The sequence below is a fragment of the Variovorax sp. PBL-H6 genome (genome assembly GCF_901827155.1).
Lineage (GTDB): Bacteria > Pseudomonadota > Gammaproteobacteria > Burkholderiales > Burkholderiaceae_C > Variovorax.
Genome location: NZ_LR594659.1, coordinates 3,551,024 through 3,572,112, shown reverse-complemented (window position 1 = coordinate 3,572,112; position 21,089 = coordinate 3,551,024). Strand labels below are relative to the sequence as shown.

At 65.8% G+C, this 21,089-nt stretch carries 21 protein-coding genes; 16 read left to right on the top strand and 5 right to left on the bottom strand.

All coding sequences use genetic code 11. The features are described 5' to 3' along the window. The first annotated feature begins 1 nt into the window (after position 1). The 11 genes from lpxD (at position 2) to G3W89_RS16785 (ending at position 11,282) form a co-directional block, all read left to right on the top strand. A complete protein-coding gene (gene lpxD, locus G3W89_RS16835) occupies positions 2-988 on the top strand; it encodes a UDP-3-O-(3-hydroxymyristoyl)glucosamine N-acyltransferase (RefSeq protein ID WP_162575260.1) in 987 nt (328 codons plus the stop codon). Further along, positions 985-1,428, top strand: a complete 444-nt coding sequence (fabZ, locus tag G3W89_RS16830; RefSeq protein WP_162575259.1) for a 3-hydroxyacyl-ACP dehydratase FabZ — start codon at positions 985-987, stop codon at positions 1,426-1,428. The genes lpxD and fabZ overlap by 4 nt, the downstream gene beginning before the upstream one ends. A 16-nt stretch (positions 1,429-1,444) precedes the next feature. Beyond that, positions 1,445-2,233 carry an acyl-ACP--UDP-N-acetylglucosamine O-acyltransferase gene (gene lpxA / locus G3W89_RS16825; RefSeq protein WP_162575258.1) on the top strand — a complete coding sequence of 263 codons (789 nt, stop codon included), beginning with the start codon at positions 1,445-1,447 and terminating at the stop codon, positions 2,231-2,233. A gap of 37 nt (positions 2,234-2,270) precedes the next feature. After that, on the top strand, positions 2,271-3,389 hold the full coding sequence (gene lpxB / locus G3W89_RS16820; protein ID WP_162577512.1) for a lipid-A-disaccharide synthase: 1,119 nt from the start codon (positions 2,271-2,273) through the stop codon (positions 3,387-3,389). After that, the gene (rnhB, locus tag G3W89_RS16815; RefSeq protein ID WP_162575257.1) at positions 3,361-4,080 is read left to right on the top strand and encodes a ribonuclease HII; all 720 of its coding nucleotides are present in this window, start codon (positions 3,361-3,363) and stop codon (positions 4,078-4,080) included. Before lpxB ends, rnhB begins: the two co-directional genes overlap by 29 nt. Then, positions 4,077-4,856: a TrmH family RNA methyltransferase gene (locus tag G3W89_RS16810; protein WP_162575256.1), complete on the top strand. Its 780-nt coding sequence runs from the start codon at positions 4,077-4,079 to the stop codon at positions 4,854-4,856. The genes rnhB and G3W89_RS16810 overlap by 4 nt, the downstream gene beginning before the upstream one ends. A gap of 136 nt (positions 4,857-4,992) precedes the next feature. Continuing rightward, positions 4,993-6,192 (top strand): glutamine-hydrolyzing carbamoyl-phosphate synthase small subunit, encoded by a 1,200-nt coding sequence (gene carA / locus G3W89_RS16805; RefSeq protein WP_162575255.1) that lies wholly within the window; start codon positions 4,993-4,995, stop codon positions 6,190-6,192. Continuing rightward, on the top strand, positions 6,185-9,412 hold the full coding sequence (carB, locus tag G3W89_RS16800) for a carbamoyl-phosphate synthase large subunit (protein ID WP_162575254.1): 3,228 nt from the start codon (positions 6,185-6,187) through the stop codon (positions 9,410-9,412). Before carA ends, carB begins: the two co-directional genes overlap by 8 nt. 21 nt (positions 9,413-9,433) lie before the next feature. Further along, positions 9,434-10,303 carry a Kdo hydroxylase family protein gene (locus G3W89_RS16795; RefSeq protein ID WP_162575253.1) on the top strand — a complete coding sequence of 290 codons (870 nt, stop codon included), beginning with the start codon at positions 9,434-9,436 and terminating at the stop codon, positions 10,301-10,303. A gap of 66 nt (positions 10,304-10,369) precedes the next feature. Then, the gene (gene greA / locus G3W89_RS16790) at positions 10,370-10,849 is read left to right on the top strand and encodes a transcription elongation factor GreA (protein WP_162575252.1); all 480 of its coding nucleotides are present in this window, start codon (positions 10,370-10,372) and stop codon (positions 10,847-10,849) included. 19 nt (positions 10,850-10,868) lie between these two features. Beyond that, a complete protein-coding gene (locus G3W89_RS16785; protein WP_162575251.1) occupies positions 10,869-11,282 on the top strand; it encodes a DUF4149 domain-containing protein in 414 nt (137 codons plus the stop codon). A 20-nt stretch (positions 11,283-11,302) separates the two neighbouring features. Here G3W89_RS16785 and G3W89_RS16780 read toward each other — a convergent pair whose 3' ends face one another. Beyond that, entirely contained in the window at positions 11,303-12,073 is a 771-nt protein-coding gene (locus tag G3W89_RS16780; RefSeq protein WP_162575250.1) for a glycosyltransferase, read from the bottom strand. A gap of 3 nt (positions 12,074-12,076) precedes the next feature. After that, entirely contained in the window at positions 12,077-12,556 is a 480-nt protein-coding gene (locus G3W89_RS16775) for a YhbY family RNA-binding protein (protein WP_162575249.1), read from the bottom strand. A gap of 20 nt (positions 12,557-12,576) precedes the next feature. On the opposite strand from G3W89_RS16775, the gene G3W89_RS16770 reads away from it, so the two are divergent. The 5 genes from G3W89_RS16770 (at position 12,577) to G3W89_RS16750 (ending at position 17,859) form a co-directional block, all read left to right on the top strand. Next, positions 12,577-13,245 carry an RlmE family RNA methyltransferase gene (locus G3W89_RS16770; RefSeq protein ID WP_162575248.1) on the top strand — a complete coding sequence of 223 codons (669 nt, stop codon included), beginning with the start codon at positions 12,577-12,579 and terminating at the stop codon, positions 13,243-13,245. Between the two features lie 166 nt (positions 13,246-13,411). Further along, complete coding sequence (gene ftsH / locus G3W89_RS16765) at positions 13,412-15,328, top strand: ATP-dependent zinc metalloprotease FtsH (RefSeq protein ID WP_162575247.1); 1,917 nt, start codon at positions 13,412-13,414, stop codon at positions 15,326-15,328. 61 nt (positions 15,329-15,389) lie between these two features. Continuing rightward, positions 15,390-16,250 (top strand): dihydropteroate synthase, encoded by an 861-nt coding sequence (gene folP, locus G3W89_RS16760; RefSeq protein ID WP_162575246.1) that lies wholly within the window; start codon positions 15,390-15,392, stop codon positions 16,248-16,250. After that, on the top strand, positions 16,247-17,590 hold the full coding sequence (gene glmM, locus G3W89_RS16755) for a phosphoglucosamine mutase (protein ID WP_162575245.1): 1,344 nt from the start codon (positions 16,247-16,249) through the stop codon (positions 17,588-17,590). Before folP ends, glmM begins: the two co-directional genes overlap by 4 nt. A 32-nt stretch (positions 17,591-17,622) precedes the next feature. Beyond that, positions 17,623-17,859 (top strand): hypothetical protein, encoded by a 237-nt coding sequence (locus tag G3W89_RS16750; protein ID WP_197893564.1) that lies wholly within the window; start codon positions 17,623-17,625, stop codon positions 17,857-17,859. 54 nt (positions 17,860-17,913) lie between these two features. Here G3W89_RS16750 and G3W89_RS16745 read toward each other — a convergent pair whose 3' ends face one another. The 3 genes from G3W89_RS16745 to G3W89_RS16735 are packed head-to-tail and all read right to left on the bottom strand — an operon-like array spanning position 17,914 to position 21,059. Then, positions 17,914-19,185 (bottom strand): acyl-CoA dehydrogenase family protein, encoded by a 1,272-nt coding sequence (locus G3W89_RS16745; protein ID WP_162575244.1) that lies wholly within the window; start codon positions 19,183-19,185, stop codon positions 17,914-17,916. Positions 19,186-19,231: 46 nt separating this feature from the next. Next, complete coding sequence (locus G3W89_RS16740) at positions 19,232-20,320, bottom strand: phosphotransferase (protein ID WP_162575243.1); 1,089 nt, start codon at positions 20,318-20,320, stop codon at positions 19,232-19,234. Positions 20,321-20,336: 16 nt separating this feature from the next. Then, positions 20,337-21,059: a Crp/Fnr family transcriptional regulator gene (locus tag G3W89_RS16735; RefSeq protein ID WP_162575242.1), complete on the bottom strand. Its 723-nt coding sequence runs from the start codon at positions 21,057-21,059 to the stop codon at positions 20,337-20,339. Positions 21,060-21,089 lie beyond the last annotated feature (30 nt).

Genomic DNA, 21,089 nt, shown 5'->3' with positions numbered 1-21,089 from the left:
TGTGGCACTGCGGCTAGGCGCAATCGTTGAAGCCCTCGGCGGCGAACTGCAGGGCGATCCTGCGTTCACCATCGAGCGCCTCGCACCGCTGGCGACCGCACAGGCAGATGCGCTCAGCTTCCTGAGCCATCCCAAGTACCAGAAGGAGCTTGCGGCCTCCAAGGCCGGCTGCGTCATCGTGTCGCCCGCGATGCGGGAGGTCGCAGCGCGTCGTGGTGCGTTCATCCTGACGCCCGATCCCTACCTTTACTTCGCTCGCTTGACGCAGATGTGGAAGCAGGCCCATGCCAGGCCGGCGGGGGCGCGCATCCACCCCAGCGCGGTGATCGACCCCGAGGCACACATCGACCCGAGTGCCCGCATCGGCGCGCTGTGCGTGATCGAGCGGGGTGCGCGCATCGGCGCGCAGACCGTGCTGAAGTCCAGGGTGACGGTGAGCGAAGACTGCATCGTCGGCGCGCGCTGCCTGCTGCACGCCGGCGTGGTGATCGGCGCTGATGGCTTCGGGCTCGCGCCGCACGAGGGCACCTGGGTCAAAATCGAGCAGTTGGGCGCGGTGCGCATTGGCGATGACGTGGAGGTCGGCGCCAACACCTGCATCGACCGCGGCGCGCTCGAGGACACGGTCATCGAGGATGGCGTCAAGCTCGACAACCTGATCCAGATCGGACACAACGTGCGCGTGGGCCGGAACACCGCCATGGCAGGGTGCGTCGGCGTGGCGGGCAGCGCCGATATCGGCGCGAATTGCACGATTGGCGGCGGCGCGATCGTGCTGGGACATCTGAAGATGGCGGACGGCGTCCACATCTCGGCAGCAACGGTGGTCACGCGCTCCATTCTCAAGCCGGGCCAGTACACCGGCATGTTTCCCATCGACGACAATGCCGCCTGGGAGAGAAACGCCGCTACCCTCAAACAACTGCACGCCCTGCGGGAACGCCTCAAGGCGTTGGAAAAATCGGCGATGCAGGACAAGCAATCATGACGCTCGACATCCATCAGATCCTCAAACTACTGCCCCACCGCTACCCCTTCCTGTTGGTGGATCGCGTGCTCGAGATGGAAAAGGGCAAGCGCATCAAGGCGCTCAAGAACGTGACGATGAACGAGCCTTTCTTCAACGGCCACTTCCCGCATCGCCCGGTGATGCCGGGCGTGCTGATGCTGGAGGCGATGGCGCAGGCCGCGGCGCTGCTGTCTTTCCATTCGCTGGACATCGTTCCGGACGACAACACCGTGTACTACTTCGCGGCCATCGATGGCGCGCGCTTCAAGCGCCCGGTGGAACCCGGCGACCAGCTGACCCTCGAGGTCGAGATCGAGCGCATGAAGGCGGGTATTTCGAAGTTCAAGGGACGCGCGCTGGTCGGCAGCGAGCTGGCCTGCGAAGCCAGCCTGATGTGCGCCATGCGCCAGATCAGCTGAGCGTGTTCGAGAAGGCATGACGCAGGTTCATTCGACGGCCATTGTCGACGCGAAGGCCGAACTCGATACCACGGCCAGTATCGGCCCGTATGCCGTGATCGGCCCGCATGTGCGGGTCGGCGCCGGCACCACCATCGGATCGCATTGTGTGATCGAGGGCCGTACCACCATCGGGCGCGACAACCGGATCTTTCAGTTCGCTTCGCTGGGGGCGATTCCGCAGGACAAGAAGTACGCCGGTGAGCCGACCGAACTGGTCATCGGCGATCGCAACACCATTCGCGAGTTCTGCACTTTCAACATCGGCGTGCCAGGGGCGGGCGGCGTCACGCGCGTGGGCAACGACAACTGGATCATGGCCTACACGCACATCGCGCACGATTGCCGGGTGGACGACCACGCCACGCTGGCCAACAACACCACTCTGGCGGGCCATGTGCACCTGGCTGATTGGGTGACGGTGGGCGGCCTGACGGGCATCCACCAGTTCGTCTCGGTGGGCGCGCATGCAATGATCGGCTTCGCCAGCGCAGTCGCGCAAGACGTTCCGCCGTTCATGCTGGTCGACGGGAATCCGCTGGAGGTGCGCGGTTTCAATGTCGTGGGTCTGCGCCGGCGGAATTTTTCCGAGGCGCGGATCGCCGCTGTCAAGCAGATGCACCGTCTGCTGTACCGGCAGGGCAGGACGCTCGACGATGCGCGCAGCGCCATCGAGGCACTGGCCACGCAGATGCCTGAAGCGGCGGCCGACGTTGCCCTGATGAACGCCTTCCTTGCCGGCGCAACGCGCGGCATCGTGCGCTGAGAAGCCCGTGGTGCACGAGGCGCAGCGGCGGTTTGCCCTGGTCGCGGGAGAGGCTTCGGGCGACCTGCTCGCGGGCCTGTTGCTGGACGGGCTGAAGACCCGCTGGCCCGACGCGACTTCCGTCGGCATCGGCGGCCCGCAAATGCAGAAGCGTGGCTTCGAAACCTGGTGGCCCCAGGAGAAGCTGGCTGTGCGCGGCTACGTCGAGGTCCTGCGCCACTACGCCGAGATTTCCGGGATTCGGCGGCAACTCAGGGCGCGGCTGCTGCGCGAAGGCGCCGGGATCTTCATCGGCGTCGATGCGCCGGATTTCAACCTCGATCTCGAAGCGGCACTGCGCGAGCGCGGCATGAAGACGGCCCATTTCGTCTGCCCTTCGATCTGGGCCTGGCGGCCGGAGCGCGTTGAAAAGTTGCGAGCGGCAGCCGACCACGTGCTGTGCATCTTTCCTTTCGAACCTGCTTTGCTCGCCGAGCATGGCATTGCCGCAAGCTATGTCGGCCATCCGATCGCCGACGTGATCCCGATGGCCCCGGACCGGGCTGCGGCGCGCTCGGCACTCGGCCTTGACGCAGGTGCCCCGGTGGTGGCCTTGCTGCCGGGCAGCCGGCGTTCCGAGCTGCGCTACCTGGCGGATCGCTTCCTTGCCGCGGCCGCCCTGATGCAGCAGGCCCGGCCCGAGCTGCACTTCATCCTTCCTGCACTGCCGAGCCTGCACGGCGAGGTCGAGCAGCTCCTGGCGGCGAGCGCGATGAATGGACGCGTGCAGCTGCTGGAGGGCCGCTCGCACGCCGCGCTGGCCGCCTGCGACGTCACGCTGATCGCCAGCGGCACCGCCACGCTCGAGGCTGCGCTCTTCAAGCGGCCGATGGTGATTGCCTACAACATGAATCCCATGTCCTGGGCCTTGATGCGCCGCAAGCAGCTGCAGCCCTGGGTCGGCCTGCCCAACATTCTGTGCAGCGACTTCGTCGTGCCGGAGCTGATCCAGGAGGCGGCCACGCCGCAGGCCCTGGCGGAGGCGACGCTTGCATGGCTGGCGTCCCCCGACAAGGTTCACGCCTTGCAACAACGTTTTTGCGCGCTGCACGCCGAATTGCAGCGAGATACGCCGACACTGTGCGCCGATGCGATCCAGAAAGTTATTGAAGGCTGAACAGGCCAGGTTGGCATGGGATGCGCCGGGCCTGGTGGCCGGTGTCGACGAGGCCGGCCGCGGCCCGCTGGCCGGACCGGTGGTGGCCGCAGCCGTGATCCTCGACGACCAGCGGCGGATCCGCGGCCTGGCTGATTCGAAGACCCTGACTGCGCTTCAGCGCGAGCGACTCAACGACCAGATCCTTGCCAAGGCGCTGTGCTGTTCGGTGGCCCAGGCGAGCGTCGAGGAGATCGACGAGCACAACATCCTAGGCGCCACCATGCTGGCAATGAAGCGGGCGGTCGAGGGCTTGCGGCTGAAGCCGGCCAAGGTGCTGGTCGACGGCAATCGGCTGCCCCGGCTGGACGTGCTGGCAGAGGCTGTCGTAGGCGGCGACGCGATCGTGAAATCGATCTCGGCAGCGTCGATCCTGGCCAAGGTGCATCGCGACCGGCTGTGCGAGCAGTTGCATGCCGAGTTCCCTCACTACGGCTTTGCCGCGCACAAGGGCTACAGCACGCCCGAGCACCTCGAGGCGCTCCTGCGCCATGGTGCTTGCGTGCACCATCGCCGCTCCTTCAGTCCCGTGGCTGCGGCACTGGCGCGCACTGCTGGCGAGGAGATCCCGCTCGGCACCGTATCCGGCGGGCTTCTCATCGAAACCTTGCAGGTCGAGACGATACAGGTCGAACTGCGCGCCGCGCCATGACAGCGGCCGAGCCGAGCCACGTCAGCTCGCGGGACAACCCGCTCCTCAAGGAATTGCGCAAGCTGGCGCACGATCCGGGGGGGTATCGCAAGTCGGGCCGCATCTGGGTGGAGGGCGACCACCTGTGCAGGGCGGCGCGAGAGCATGGGGTGCGCGCGGCCCTCGCGATCTTCAGCGAATCCGTCTGGCCGTCCGCCCGTCACGAATGGACCGGCTCGGCCGACAAGACCGTGGTGGTCGCCGATGCACTGCTGGCCGGTGTGAGCGGGCTGGAATCGCCGGGCGCGATGGGCTTCGTGCTCCACCAGCCGGCGCCGCTGCCGATCGCCCCAGATGTCGCGACCGTGGTGCTCGACCGGCTCCAGGACGCCGGCAATGTCGGCTCCATCCTGCGCAGCGCGGCGGCCTTCGGCTTTGCCCAGGTGATCGCGCTCAAGGGTACGGCGGCGTTGTGGTCGCCCAAGGTCCTGCGGGCAGGCATGGGCGCGCATTTCGGTTTGCGCCTGGTCGAAGGTGTCGAACTGGAGGCGCTCGATGCCCTGGCCGTGCCCTGCATCGCTACCAGCTCGCACCGTGGCGAATGGTTGCACCGGTCCCGCCTGCCGAGCCCCTGCGCCTGGCTGATGGGCCACGAAGGGCAGGGGCTTTCTGCGGCGCTGGAAGCCCGCGCGACCCTGCAGGTGCGCATCGCACAGCCGGGTGGCGAGGAGTCGCTCAACGTCGCTGCCGCGGCGGCCATCTGCCTGCACGCGAGCGCCGCCACGGGCAAAGGGTAAGCCCTCGCGGGCTATAATCAAGGGCTTTCCCGCTCACACCCCGCCCATAGCGCACGCAAGCCAACTCCTCGACGAAAGTCGCGACCAAGAGCCTCATCTTGGGTCCGCCGTGGGCGTCATCCATTCGGAGATCCCAGTGCTTTTGTCTCTCAAGGGAAAATTCCCGCCCGCCATCCTGGCGCTTGCAGACGGCACGGTCTTTCTCGGCAATTCGATCGGCGCGCAAGGCGCCACCACCGGCGAAGTGGTGTTCAACACTGCCATGACCGGTTATCAGGAAATCCTGACCGACCCCAGCTATTGCCAGCAGATCGTGACGCTCACGTATCCGCACATCGGCAACTATGGCGTCAATGAGGAAGACATCGAGGCCGACAAGATCCATGCCGCGGGCCTGATCGTCAAGGACCTGCCGCTGCTGGCCTCCAACTTCCGCAAGAGCGCCACGCTCGCCGAGTACCTGGCGCGCGGCAAGACGGTCGCCATCGCGAACATCGACACCCGCAAGCTCACACGTCATCTGCGCACGCACGGCGCGCAGAACGGCTGCATCCTCGGCCTGGCGCCGGGCGAGAGCATTTCGCAGGGCCTGATCGACAAGGCGATTTCGGCCGCCAAGGCCGCGCCCAGCATGTCCGGCCTCGATCTGGCCAAGGTGGTATCGGTCAAGGAAACCTACGAATGGACGCAGACCGAGTGGAAGCTCGTCCACGTGGACGGCAAGCCGGGCTACGGCGTGCAGATCACACCGAAGTTTCACGTCGTGGCTTATGACTACGGCGTCAAGAAAAACATCCTGCGCATGATCGCGCAGCGCGGCGCGCGCATCACCGTCGTGCCGGCCCAGACGCCTGCGGCCGACGTCCTCAAGCTGCGGCCGGACGGCATCTTCCTGGCCAACGGACCGGGCGACCCGGAGCCGTGCGACTACGCGATCGCGGCTACGCGCGAGCTGATCGAGACCGGCATCCCAGTCTTCGGCATCTGCCTGGGCCACCAGATCATGGCGCTGGCCTCCGGCGCCAGGACCTTCAAGATGAAGTTCGGCCATCACGGCGCCAACCACCCCGTCAAGGACCTCGACAACGCCCGCGTGAGCATCACCAGCCAGAACCACGGCTTCGCGGTCGACGAGAAGACGCTGCCGGCCAACCTGCGCGCCACCCACGTCAGCCTGTTCGACGGCACGCTGCAGGGCCTCGCACGCACCGACAAGCCCGCCTTCTGCTTCCAGGGACACCCGGAGGCCTCGCCGGGTCCGCACGACATCGGCTACCTGTTCGACCGCTTCACGGCGCTCATGCAAAGTCACAAAGAAGGGCAGAAGAATGCCTAAGCGCAACGATCTCAAGAGCATTCTCATCATCGGCGCCGGCCCGATCATCATCGGGCAGGCCTGCGAGTTCGACTATTCCGGCGTGCAGGCCTGCAAGGCGCTGCGCGAGGAGGGCTACAAGGTCATTCTGATCAACAGCAACCCCGCGACGATCATGACCGACCCGGCCACGGCCGACGTGACCTACATCGAGCCCATCACCTGGCCCACGGTCGAGAAGATCATCGCCAAGGAGCGGCCCGATGCCATCCTGCCGACCATGGGCGGTCAGACCGCGCTGAACTGCGCGCTGGACCTCTGGCGCAATGGCGTGCTCGACAAGTACAAGGTCGAGCTGATCGGCGCTACGCCTGAAGCCATCGACAAGGCCGAGGACCGCCTGAAGTTCAAGGACGCGATGACCAAGATCGGCCTGGGCTCGGCGCGCTCGGGCATCGCCCACTCGCTGGACGAGGCCTGGGCGGTGCAGAAGACCGTCGGTTTCCCCGTGGTGATCCGTCCCAGCTTCACGCTCGGCGGCACCGGTGGTGGCATCGCTTACAACCCGGAAGAGTTCGAAACCATCTGCAAGCGCGGCCTGGAAGCCTCGCCGACCAACGAACTGCTGATCGAGGAATCGCTGCTCGGCTGGAAGGAATACGAGATGGAGGTGGTGCGCGACAAGGCGGACAACTGCATCATCGTCTGCTCGATCGAGAACCTCGACCCGATGGGTGTGCACACGGGCGACTCGATCACCGTCGCACCCGCGCAGACCCTGTCGGACAAGGAATACCAGATCCTGCGCAACGCCTCGCTGGCCGTGCTGCGCGAGATCGGCGTCGACACCGGCGGCTCCAACGTGCAGTTCTCGATCGATCCGAAGGACGGCCGGATGGTCGTGATCGAGATGAACCCGCGCGTCTCGCGTTCCTCGGCGTTGGCGTCCAAGGCTACCGGCTTCCCGATCGCCAAGGTCGCGGCCAAGCTGGCCGTGGGCTACACGCTCGACGAACTGCGCAACGACATCACCGGCGGCGCCACGCCGGCCAGCTTCGAGCCCAGCATCGACTACGTGGTCACCAAGATTCCGCGCTTTGCCTTCGAGAAGTTCCCGCAGGCCGATTCGCGCCTGACCACGCAGATGAAGTCGGTGGGCGAGGTGATGGCCATGGGCCGCACTTTCCAGGAATCGTTCCAGAAGGCGCTGCGCGGACTCGAGGTCGGCGTGGATGGCCTGAACGAGAAGACGCAGGACCGAGAGGTGCTCGAGAAGGAGCTCGGCGAGCCCGGCCCCGACCGCATCTGGTATGTGGGCGACGCCTTCGCCATGGGCCTGTCCGTCGATGAGGTGCACGCGCTCACGAAGATCGATCCGTGGTTCCTGGTGCAGATCGAGGAAATCGTGAAGATCGAGCTCGAGCTGGAAACCAAGTCGCTCGACGACATCGACCGCGACACGCTGCTCGCCCTCAAGAAGAAGGGCTTCTCCGATCGCCGCCTGGCGCGCCAACTGAAGACCACCGACACCGCAATCCGCGAGAAGCGCCGCGCGCTCGGTGTGCGCCCGGTGTACAAGCGCGTGGATACCTGCGCGGCCGAGTTTGCGACCAACACCGCCTACATGTACTCGACCTACGAAGACGAGTGCGAGGCCGACCCGGGCAGTCGGAAGAAGATCATGGTGCTCGGTGGCGGCCCGAACCGCATCGGCCAGGGCATCGAGTTCGACTACTGTTGCGTGCATGCCGCGCTCGCGATGCGCGAGGACGGCTACGAGACCATCATGGTCAACTGCAATCCCGAGACCGTGTCGACCGACTACGACACCAGCGACCGGCTGTATTTCGAGCCGCTCACCCTGGAGGACGTGCTCGAGATCGTCGACAAGGAAAAGCCCACCGGCGTGATCGTGCAGTACGGCGGCCAGACGCCGCTGAAGCTCGCGCTCGACCTCGAGGCCAACGGCGTGCCGATCATCGGCACCAGCCCCGACATGATCGACGCGGCCGAAGACCGCGAGCGCTTTCAGAAGCTGCTCCATGCGCTGAAGCTGCGCCAGCCGCCGAACGCGACCGCGCGCACCGAGCCCGAGGCGCTCGAGAAGGCTCAGCAACTGGGCTACCCGCTGGTGGTGCGCCCGAGCTACGTGCTGGGCGGCCGCGCGATGGAAATCGTGCACGAACAACGCGACCTGGAACGCTATATGCGCGAGGCGGTGAAGGTCAGCAACGATTCGCCGGTGCTGCTGGACCGCTTTCTCAATGACGCGGTCGAATGCGACGTCGACTGCCTGCGCGATGCCGACGGCGCCACGCTCATTGGCGGCGTGATGGAGCACATCGAACAGGCTGGCGTGCATTCGGGCGACTCGGCCTGCTCGCTGCCGCCCTACAGCCTCAAGCCAGAGACCGTGGCCGAGCTCAAGCGCCAGAGTGCCGCCATGGCCCAGGCGCTGAATGTGGTGGGGTTGATGAACGTGCAGTTTGCGATCCAGGAGAAGGATGGCCAGGACGTGATCTACGTGCTGGAAGTGAATCCGCGCGCCTCGCGCACCGTGCCCTACGTGAGCAAGGCCACCGGCATCCAGCTCGCCAAGGTGGCGGCGCGCTGCATGGCCGGCCAATCGCTGGCCTCGCAGGGCGTGACGAAGGAAGTCACACCGCCGTACTTCAGCGTGAAGGAAGCGGTGTTCCCTTTCGTCAAGTTCCCCGGCGTCGACACCATCCTCGGCCCGGAGATGAAATCCACCGGCGAGGTGATGGGCGTGGGCAAGACCTTTGGCGAAGCCTTCGTCAAGTCGCAGCTGGGCGCGGGCACGCACCTGCCGAAATCAGGACGCGTGTTCGTCTCCGTCAAGAACAACGACAAGCCGCGCGCGGTCGAAGTCGCCCGCGGCCTGGTCGCGCTGGGCTTCGAGCTGATCGCGACCAAGGGCACGGCCGCCGCCATCAATGCCGCAGGCATCGTCTGTGCCACGGTCAACAAGGTGACCGAAGGCCGACCTCACATCGTCGACATGATCAAGAACAACGAGATCGCCCTCGTGATCAATACGGTGGAAGAGCGGCGCAACGCCATCGCCGACTCGCGCCAGATCCGCACCTCGGCACTGCTGGCTCGCGTGACCACATTCACCACCATCTTCGGCGCCGAAGCGGCCGTGGAAGGCATGCGCCACATGGAGGCCCTCGACGTGATCTCGGTCCAGGAGATGCACGCGCAGCTTGCGCTGGGCTGAAGAAGGCGCGAACGAATCGCCATGGAAACGCAGCTGGTCGAACTCGACCTGGCCCACTGGGCCGGGGCCGCGCCCAACGAGGCTTGGATCTCCGCGCTCGAGGCTGGCAAGGTGCTGTACTTCCCGCGGCTGGGATTCGAACTACGGGCCGAGGAGCGAGGGCTTCTGACGCCATCGGTCCTGTCGCCGGACGTGCGCAACATCAGCTTCGACGCCGAAGGGCGCATCAAGGGCGTTGCCGGCGACGAGACCCGACAGCAAGCCGTGGCGACGATGGTGGGGCGCTTCCGGGCCCGGGCCCAGCAGCTGGTCCATGGCCTGCTGCCGCACTACACGCCGGCGTTGCGGCTGGCGCCGACCAGCTACCGGCCTGCGCAGGTCGAAACGCGCGTGCAGTCCTGGCGCGCCGACGACCGGCGGCTGCACATCGATTCCTTTCCTTCGCGTCCCAACTACGGCGAGCGCATCCTGCGCGTGTTCACCAACGTGAACCCGGACGGCGTGCCGCGCGTCTGGCGGGTGGGCGAGCCATTCGAGACGGTGGCTGAGCGCTTCCTGCCGCGCGCCAAGCGCTACTCGCGCTGGCAGGCGCGTTTGCTGCGGACCCTGCATGTGACCAAGTCTTTCCGCAGCGAGTACGACCACCTGATGCTGCAACTGCACGACGGCATGAAGTCCGACCTCGACTACCAGAAGAACGCCCAGCAGGAAACCGTGCCCTTTCCGGCGGGATCGGTGTGGGTGTGCTTCTCGGACCAGACCTCGCACGCCGTCATGTCCGGCCAGTACATGCTGGAGCAGACGCTGCACCTGCCAGCCGCTAGGCAATACAATCCCGATTCGAGCCCGCTCGCCATCCTGAGCCGGCTGACCGGACGCACGCTCGTCTGATCTTTTTCCTTCCATGAACCGCCGAACGGCAGCGTTCGGCGGTTTCGCTTTCTGGAGAGACAAAACATGGCCAACACGATTCCGATTACCAAGCGCGGCTCCGAGAAACTGCGCGACGAACTGCAGCGCCTGAAGTCCGTCGAGCGGCCCTCGATCATCACCGCCATCGCCGAAGCGCGCGCCCAGGGCGATCTCAGCGAGAACGCAGACTACGACGCGGCCAAGGAGCGCCAGGGCTGGATCGAAGGCCGCATCAAGCAGATCGAGGGCATGCTCTCGAACGCGCAGATCATCGATCCTTCCGAGCTCGACGCTGGCGGGAAGGTCGTCTTCGGCTCGACCGTGGAACTCGAGGAGGAGGACACCGGCGAGGCGCTCAAGTACCAGATCGTCGGGGAGGACGAGGCCGACCTGAAGCTGGGCCTGATCAACGTCTCCAGCCCCATCGCGCGCGCGCTGATCGGCAAGGAGGAGGGCGACACCGCCGAGGTGCAGGCGCCGGGCGGCGTGAAGCGCTACGAGATCGTGGGCGTCAGCTACCTCTGACGCATCTGAATCCCGAGTCGTGAAGGACCGCATCGCGCTGTTGGTGGCTGCCCTCTGGTGGGGCAGCCTGACCACCATCGGCTTCCTGGTCGTGCCGATGCTCTTCGCTCAGCTCGGCAACCCCACGGTGGCAGGCAACTTTGCCGGGCGGTTGTTCTCGGCCCAGAGCTGGGTGGCCTTGGTCTGCGGGCTGGTCTTGCTGACTCACTTCAGATCCAAGGCCCCAGAGCGCGCCGACCAGTCCTCGCGGGTCGCGGTGGCCTGGGTCCTCGCCGCCCTCCTGCTGGCCTTGCTGCAGGAATACGCGGTCGCGCCGCGCATCCTGGCGCGCGAGAATCTTCGGCTCTGGCACTCGCTCGGCAGTGCCATGTACCTGGGCCAGTGGCTGTGCGCCGGCGTGCTGCTCTGGCGCCTGGGGCGCCGCGATGCCTAGCGCCTGTTGACAGGCCCTCCTTAGGCATTCCAGAACTGCGTGATCCAGCGGGCGGGCCGGATGAAGCGGAAGCGTCGGTTGCGGCGGCCTGCGAGCGCATCGGGTGGATTGCACTCCCCGTGAAAGACCATGATGCGCGCCCCTTCCGGCACGAAGGGCTCGCGCCAATAGTTGGTGGGCCAGGCCGGGATGCCGTGGTACTTGAAGCTCGGGCACCACTCGGCCGGCCAGTAGGCCAGCGTGCCCTTTCGGTGCATGAAGGCCGACAAGTAGGTCTGCTCGTTGCGGTACCTGGCCTGCACAGCGTCCATGTTCTCGCGGAAATGCGCCAGCACGTCCGGATGTGCACCGATCTCGAAGCGATAGACCGATGAATTGCCCGTGATGCGCCGGCGTCGCCAGGGGCGGGCGTAGTCATGAATGATGAGGAACTCGCCGGGATACTCGAAGAAGGCATCGAGGCTGCCGACGATGACCACATCGAGGTCGATGAACAGCGCCTGGCCGCGCAGGCCGTAGAGGTTCTCCTCGAAGGTGGTCAGCTTCTTCCAGGCGCGGTCTACCTGTCCCGGCGCCAGCGCCAGGTCGAGCGGAGGGATAGGAAAGCACTGCACTTCGCTGCGGATTCCCTCCGGATCGTCGGTCAGGCAGACGAAGCCGAAGTCGCCGGAAAGGTGCCGGCGCGCCATTGCATACAGGCGGTTGACGTACTCGGGGCCGTACTTCGTGCCCCATTTCATGCAGAGAATGTGGCGCTGCGGGAGTGCCGCCTGTCGGTCTTGGCTCGGCATCCGTCAGTCTGCCTGACGGCGCTTCTTGACCGACAGGGCCTTCTTCGGCTTGGCGCGCTTGATGTTGCCGCCCGGGGTGAGGCGCTGGTTGCCTAGCACCCGCAGGGTCTTGATCTCGGGCCGCTGACCGCCTCGCTTGCTGTACTTGATGACCTTGACGTCGCGCGGGCCGGGCATGCGGTCCTCATCCGTCGTGCGCTCCTTCTCGGGGATGGGGCGCCAGAGAACCAGCAACTTGCCGATGTGCTGGATCGGCGCGGCGTTCAGGTCCTCGGCCAGGGCCTGCAGCATGGCCTCGCGCGCCGGGCGGTCGTCGGAGAAGACGCGGACCTTGATAAGCCCGTGGGCCTTGAGCGCTGCGTCGGCCTCCTTCTTGACGGCCGGTGTCAGCCCGTCGCCGCCGACCATGACGATCGGGTCCAGATGGTGCGCTTCTGCGCGGTGTACCTTGCGTTGGGCAGGGGTCAGTTGTATGGCGGGCATCCCCGTATTATCGAGTGTCGATGAACCCCAAACCCAAGAGCAGCAAGGTCAATCGTGCGTGGCTGCACGATCACGTGAACGACCCCTACGTCAAACTCGCAACGAAGGAAGGCTATCGGGCGCGCGCTGCCTACAAGCTCAAGGAGATCGACGAGGCACTTGGCCTCATTCGTCCGGGACAACTGGTGGTGGACCTGGGCTCGACACCTGGCGCCTGGAGCCAGTACGTGCGGCGCAAGCTATCGCCGGGCGGTGCGGCGGCGGGGCGCCTGGAAGGAACCATCATCGCGCTCGACATTCTTCCCATGGAACCGATCGAGGGCGTGACCTTCCTGCAGGGCGATTTCCGCGAAGCGGAGGTGCTGACGCGGCTCGAGGAAATCATGGCAGGCCGGCTGGCCGACGTCGTCGTGTCAGACATGGCGCCCAACCTGTCCGGCATTGCGTCGGCCGACGATGCGCGCATCAGCCATCTGATCGAGCTTGCCATCGACTTCGCCCGTCACCACATGAAGCCGGAGGGCGCACTGGTTGCCAAGCTGTTTCATGGCAGCGGTTACGCGGAACTGAGCCGGCTATTCAAGATGAACTTTCGGGTGGTGAAATCGATCAAGCCGAAAGCGTCGCGCGACAAATCCGCCGAGACCTTCATGGTGGGTATTGGCCTCAAGTCCCTCGATACGAACTGAAACGTCGCAGTGCTTGGGCATTCAGGCTCAAGACCGCGCGCGTCCTATGGCTGATATAGGGAAATTCCGGCATTTCGCAGCTTGAAAAGCCTAAAATGAGTGCCAATTGCGTGCCCTAGCGCGTTTTTTTGTTTTCCATACCACGCGCTTTCGACTGGAGCTTCGTTTGAACAATCAGTGGTTTTCCAAGGTTGCCGTCTGGCTGGTCATCGCGATGGTGTTGTTCACTGTGTTCAAGCAGTTCGACACCCGCGGCGTTGCCGGCGCCGGCAACATCGGCTATTCCGATTTCCTCGAAGAGGTCCGCAGCAATCGCATCAAGAGCGCCACCATCCAGGAAGGACAGGGCGGCAGCGAGATCGTCGCGATCACCAATGATGACCGCAAGATCCGCACAACGGCCACCTACCTCGACCGCGGCCTGGTCGGCGACCTGATCGCCAACAACGTCAAGTTCGACGTCAAGCCTCGTGAAGAGGGCTCGTTGCTCATGACGCTGCTGGTGAGCTGGGGCCCGATGCTTCTCCTGATCGGCGTCTGGGTCTACTTCATGCGGCAGATGCAGGGCGGCGGCAAGGGCGGCGCCTTCAGCTTCGGCAAGAGCAAGGCCCGCATGCTCGACGAGAACAACAATCAGGTCACTTTTGCCGACGTCGCGGGCTGCGACGAGGCCAAGGAAGAAGTGAAGGAGGTCGTCGACTTCCTGAAGGACCCGGCAAAGTTCCAGAAGCTCGGCGGCCGCATCCCCCGCGGCCTGCTGCTGGTGGGCCCTCCCGGCACCGGCAAGACGCTGCTGGCCAAGGGCATCGCTGGCGAAGCCAAGGTGCCGTTCTTCTCGATCTCCGGCTCCGACTTTGTCGAGATGTTCGTCGGCGTGGGCGCGGCCCGCGTGCGCGACATGTTCGAGAACGCCAAGAAGAACGCCCCGTGCATCATCTTCATCGATGAAATCGACGCGGTCGGCCGCCAGCGCGGCGCGGGCCTGGGCGGCGGCAACGACGAGCGTGAGCAGACCTTGAACCAGATGCTGGTCGAAATGGACGGCTTCGAGACCAATCTCGGGGTGATCGTGGTCGCGGCCACCAACCGCCCCGACATTCTCGACGCTGCGCTGCTGCGTCCCGGTCGCTTCGACCGCCAGGTCTACGTGACGCTGCCCGACATCCGCGGCCGCGAGCAGATCCTCAATGTGCACATGCGCAAGGTTCCGCTGGGCCAGGACGTGAACCCGAGCATCATCGCGCGCGGCACGCCGGGCATGTCGGGCGCCGACCTGGCCAACCTGTGCAACGAGGCGGCGCTGATGGCCGCGCGACGCAACGCGCGCGTCGTCGAGATGCAGGACTTCGAAAAGGCCAAGGACAAGATCTTCATGGGCCCCGAGCGCAAGAGCATGGTGATGCCCGAGGAAGAGCGCCGCAATACGGCCTACCACGAGTCCGGCCATGCGCTCATCGGCAAGCTGCTGCCCAAGTGCGACCCGGTGCACAAGGTCACCATCATCCCGCGTGGCCGTGCGCTGGGCGTGACGATGAGCCTGCCGGCGCAGGACCGATACAGCTACGACCGCGAGTACATGCTGAATCAGATCAGCATGCTCTTCGGCGGCCGTATCGCCGAAGAAGTGTTCATGCACCAGATGACCACCGGCGCGAGCAACGACTTCGAGCGCGCCACGCAGATCGCGCGCGACATGGTGATGCGCTACGGCATGACCGAGTCGTTGGGCCCGATGGTCTATGCGGAGAACGAAGGCGAAGTCTTCCTCGGCCGCTCGGTGACCAAGACCACCAACATGAGCGAGTCGACCATGCAGAAGGTCGACGCCGAGGTCCGCCGCATCATCGACGAGCAGTACGCCCTCGCGCGCCGCCTGATCGAGGAGAACAGCGACAAGATGCACGCGATGGCCAAGGCCCTGCTCGAATGGGAGACTATCGACACCGAGCAGATCGACGACATCATGGCCGGCCGCGAGCCGCGTCCGCCCAAGGACTGGACGCCGCGCACCCCGCCTTCGGGCAGCGGTGGCAACGGTGGCACGCCGGCGGTGAATCCCGACCCGGCACCCACTGCGGCCTGAGCGTGAGGCTCGGGCGATCGACGGGGCCGCTGGCCCCGTTTTTCATTTCCGTAAGGCTCGCATGACGAGAAGTTGGCGTACCACTCGCTTCGAGATCGATCTCGCGCAGCCGCGGGTGATGGGCATCGTCAACGTCACGCCCGATTCCTTTTCGGACGGCGGCGCCCACGCCTCGACCGAAGCCGCGCTGCGTCATTGCGCCCAACTGGTTGAAGAAGGGGCCGACATCCTCGACATCGGTGGCGAGTCCACACGGCCCGGCAGCCCGGCCGTGCCGCTGGCCGAGGAGCTCGCGCGCGTCGTGTCGGTGGTGCGCGAGGCAGTGAAGCTGCAGGTGCCGGTCTCGGTCGACACCTACAAGCCCGAGGTCATGCGCGCAGTGCTGGACCTCGGCGCCGACATCGTCAACGACGTCTGGGCGCTGCGCCGGGCGGGCGCGCGCGAGGCGGTGGTTGCCCATCCCGGCTGCGGCATCTGCCTGATGCACATGCATCGCGATCCGCAGACCATGCAGGCCGCGCCGATGGAAGGCGATGTCGTTCCCACAGTGCGCGCCTTTCTCGAGGAGCAGATGCGGGCGCTGCTGGCCCTGAAGGTCGCGCCCGAGCGCATTGCGCTCGATCCCGGCATCGGCTTCGGCAAGACGGTGGCGCAAAATTTCGCCCTGCTGGCCCGGCAGCACGAATTGCTCGCCGTGGGTTGCCCGCTCCTCGTCGGTTGGTCGCGCAAGTCTTCGCTAGGCGCGGTCACCGGCATCGAGGCGGTGGCCGGGCGCGTAGCACCCAGTGTCGCGGCCGCGGTGTTGGCGGTCGAGCATGGGGCAGCGATCGTGCGCGTGCATGATGTGCGCGAAACCGTGGCGGCGCTGGCCGTGTGGCGGGCCATGAGATCAGAACAACGAGGACAGGAGCTCCACCCATGACAAGACAATACTTCGGCACCGATGGCATCCGTGGCACGGTCGGCCAGGCGCCGATCACGCCGGACTTCGTGCTGCGCCTCGCGCATGCAGTCGGCCGCGTGCTCAAGAGGGCGGAGTCGCGCCCGACGGTGCTGATCGGCAAGGACACACGCATCTCCGGCTACATGCTCGAGTCGGCGCTCGAATCCGGCTTCAATTCCGCCGGTGTCGACGTGGTGCTGCTGGGCCCGCTGCCGACACCCGGCGTGGCCTACCTCACGCGTGCACAGCGCGCGAGCCTTGGGGTGGTGATCAGCGCCAGCCACAACGCCTATCCGGACAACGGCATCAAGTTCTTCAGCGCCCAGGGCACCAAGCTCAGCGACGAATGGGAGCTGGCGGTCGAGGCCGCGCTGAAGGAGGCGCCCTCCTGGGCCGACTCCGCCGAGCTCGGCAAGGCACGCCGCCTCAACGACGCGCCGGGCCGCTACATCGAATTCTGCAAGAGCACCTTCGCCAACGACCTCACGCTGCGCGGCCTCAAGCTGGTCGTCGATGGCGCACACGGTGCGGCCTACCAGGTGGCGCCGAACGTGTTCCACGAACTCGGCGCGGATGTGATCAGCATCGGCTGCGCGCCAGACGGCCTCAACATCAACAAGGATGTGGGCGCCACGCACCCACAGGCTTTGATCGACGCGGTGCGGTCCCATGGCGCGGACTACGGCATCGCGCTCGACGGCGATGCCGACCGGCTGCAATTGGTCGATGCGACCGGGCGCCTGTTCAATGGCGACGAGCTGCTCTACCTGATGGCATTGGAGCGCATTGCGCGGGGCGAGAAGCTGGCTGGCGTGGTCGGCACGCTGATGACCAACAAGGCAGTCGATATCGCGCTGCGCGGGCGCGGCATCGAGCTGGTGCGGGCGCGCGTGGGCGACCGCTATGTACTGGAGGAGCTCGAGAAGCGCCGCTGGCTGCTGGGCGGCGAAGGCTCCGGGCACCTGCTCGCGCTGGACCGCCACACCACCGGTGACGGCATCGTGAGCGCACTGCAAGTGCTGCAGGCCTGCCAGCGCAGCGGCAAGAAGGTTGGCGAGCTGCTGGCCGATCTGACGCTGTTCCCGCAGACGCTCATCAATGTGCGCATGTCCGGCGCTCAGGACTGGATGGCAAACAAGACACTGGCGGCCGAGATCGGACGCGCAGAGGCCGAACTGGGCGATGCAGGCCGCGTGCTGATCCGCGCCAGCGGCACCGAGCCGCTGCTGCGCGTGATGGTGGAGGCGCGCGACGCGGCGCAGGCCGAAGCCTGCGCGCAGCGCCTTGCGGCGGTGGTCGCACCGCGTTCGGCGGCGTAATCGAGGTCCTGTTCGCGGACGATCGCGACCCGGTGCACGCGCGTGCGCTGGTCGATCTGCTGGACAGCTACGCGCGCGATCCGGCGGGCGGCGGAGCGCCGCTGGCGCCGGAGGTGCTGGCCGGCTGCCCGAAGCGCTGGCCGCGCGGCCGCAGGCCTTCAGCGTGCTGGCCTATGCTGACGAGCAGGCCGTCGGCCTCCTCAACTGCATCGAAGGCTTCTCGCGACCCGGCCTTCAGCCAGGCCATGTTCCTGCAGAAGAAGCTGTGACGGGGGCAACACCAGCGGCCCGGCAAAGCCGGTTCCGGGGTGTTCTGGCTTCGGTCAGAAGCGGGTCACGGGCATTTCGTCATTGCCCTTTGCGGCGCCGTACTTGCCCAGCTCCCATTTGGCGATCGCGTTGCGGTGCACCTCGTCCGGGCCATCCGCGAAGCGCAGCGTGCGGGCACCGGCATAGGCATAGGCCAACGGGAAGTCGTCGCACATGCCGCCGCCGCCGTGCACCTGCATCGCCCAGTCGATCACCTGGCAGGCCATGTTGGGCGCCACCACCTTGATCATTGCGATCTCCGTCTTGGCCACCTTGTTGCCGGCCACGTCCATCAGCCACGCCGCCTTGAGCGTGAGCAGGCGCGCCATGTCGATCTTGCAGCGCGCCTCGGCGATGCGCTCCTGCGTCACCGTTTGCGACGCCACGGTCTTGCCGAAAGCCACGCGCGAGGAGGCGCGCTTGCACATCAGCTCGAGTGCACGTTCGGCCAGGCCGATCAGGCGCATGCAATGGTGGATGCGTCCCGGGCCGAGGCGTCCCTGCGCGATTTCGAAGCCGCGGCCTTCGCCGAGCAGGATGTTGTCCACCGGCACTCGCACATTCTCGAAGTACATCTCGACGTGACCGTGCGGCGCGTCGTCATAGCCCATCACATTCAGCGGGCGAACGATGCGAATGCCCTTGGCATCGGACGGCACCACCACCATGCTCTGCTGCGAATGGCGCGGCGCGTCGGGATCGGTCTTGCCCATCGTGATGAACACCTTGCAGCGCGGATCGGCCGCGCCGGAGATCCACCATTTGTGGCCGTTGATCACGTATTCGTCGCCCTGACGTTCGATGCGCGTCGAGATGTTGGTCGCATCGCTCGACGCGACTTCGGGCTCGGTCATCGCGAAAGCGGAACGGATCTCGCCTTCGAGCAGCGGCTTGAGCCAGCGCGCTCGGATGTCGTCGGAGCCGTAGCGCGCAATGGTTTCCATGTTGCCGGTGTCAGGCGCCGAGCAATTGAAGGCTTCGCTGGCCCATGGCACGCGCCCCATGATCTCGGCGAGCGGCGCGTATTCCTGGTTCGTGAGGCCTGCGCCCTTGTAGCCGGAGACCTGGGCGCTGTCGACCGGCAGGAACAGGTTCCACAGGCCCTGTGCCTTGGCTTTCTGCTTGAGCTTCTCGACCGTGTTGAGCGCGGTCCAGCGCTTGCCGGCCGCGGTGTTGGCGGCCAGCTCGGCCGTGTATTCGGCCTCGGCGGGGTAGATGTGGTCTTCCATGAAGGCGGTGACACGCTTCTGCAAGTCTTTGGTCTTGGCCGAGTAATCGAAATCCATGAGGTCTCCTGTGGGATAAGGTGAGGGCGAGGGCCGGATGGCTTCTTCAAGCCCGCTGCGCGAACTGCCAGGCCATCTCGGCCATCGGCCGCGCGCCGCGGCCCGAAGCCACCGCCTGTTCGCTCGATGCGGTACCCGCTTCGACGCGCTTGGCGATGCCCTGCAGGATCGCGGCCATGCGGAACAGGTTGTAGGCCTGGTAGAAATTCCAGTCGGGCGCCAGCGCCTCGGGCGTGGTGAGCCCGGTGCGCTCGCAATATTTGCGGATGTACTCGCTCTCCGTCGGGATGCCCAGGCTCTTCAGGTCCAGGCCGCCGATGCCGCGGAACGAGCCCGGCGCAATGTGCCAGGACATGCAGTGGTAGCTGAAGTCGGCGAGTGGATGGCCGAGTGTGGACAGCTCCCAGTCCAGCACGGCGATGGCGCGCGGCTCGGTGGCGTGGAACATGATGTTGTCGAGCCGGTAGTCGCCGTGGACGATGGAGGTCATCTTCTCGTCGCGCGCGCTCTCGGGCATGTGGAGCGGCAGCCATTCCATGAGCCGGTCCATTTCGGGGATGGGCTGCGTGACCGAGGCCACGTACTGCCTGCTCCAGCGGCCGATCTGGCGCTCGAAATAGTTGCCTGGCTTGCCGTAGTCAGCCAAGCCGCGCTCGGCGTACTTCACGGTATGCAGCGCGGCGATGACGCGGTTCATTTCCTCGTAGACGGCCGCGCGCTCCGCGTTGCTCATGCCGGGGAGGGACTGATCCCACAGCACCCGGCCTTCCATGAACTCCATCAGGTAGAAGGCGCGGCCGATGATGGTCTCGTCCTCGCACAGGCAAACCATGCGAGGCACCGGCACGTCGGTGCCGGCGAGCCCGCTCATGACCTTGAACTCGCGCTCGATCGCATGTGCCGAAGGCAGCAGCTTGGCAACCGGACCCGGCTTGGCACGCATCACGTAGCTCTGCCCGGGCGTGATGAGCTTGTAGGTGGGGTTGGACTGCCCGCCCTTGAACATCTCGACCGTGAGCGGGCCCTTGAAGCCATCGAGCCTCGTCTCCAGCCAGGCGGTCAGCGCATCGACGTCGAAGACGTGCTGTTTGGAGACGGCGCGCGTGCCGACGAAATTGTCGAAGTCCTGGGTCATGTCTCTGGGTTCTGGGTTATTGATCGTCGGCTTCCGAGATTCGCATGAGTGCCGCTCGGTCCAGCACCACCAAGCCGGCGGGTTCGATTCGGATTGCTTGCTCGCGCTCCATTGCCTTGAGCTCCTGGTTCACGCGCTGGCGTGAAGCGCCCAGCAACTGCGCCAGCTCCTCCTGCGCCAGGTGCAGGCCGATCCGCATCTGGCTGCCGTCCGCGAGGTTGGGTACCCCATAGCTGCGCACGAGGTGGATGAGCTGCTTGGCAAGCCGCGCACGCAGCGGTAGCGTGTTGAGGTCCTCGACCAGGCCGAACAGTTGCCGGATGCGCCGCGCCTGCAGGCGCATCAATGCCTCGTAGAGCTCGATGTGGCTGGCGAGGATCTTCTGGAAATCGGCGCGTGCCACGCACACGATCGTTGTGTCGCCATGCGCGTAGGCATCGTGCGTGCGCCGGTCGCCGTCGAATATCGCGACGTCGCCGAACCAGATGCCCGGCTCCACGTAGGTCAGCGTCACCTGCTTGCCGGACACCGTGGTCGAGCTCACGCGCACCGCGCCCTTGGCGCAGGCGATCCACTGGTCGGGCGGATCGCCGCGCGCGCAGATCAGGTCGCCGTCCTTGTAGCGCTTGACGAAGGTGCATCGAAGAATGTCGTGACGCAGTGAAGGGGAAAGAGATGAGAACCAGCGACCACCATTGATCGCCTCTCGTTCTTCGATGGTAAGAATGGGTTCGTCCATGAACTGTCCTGTGCGTGACTGAAATGCCCG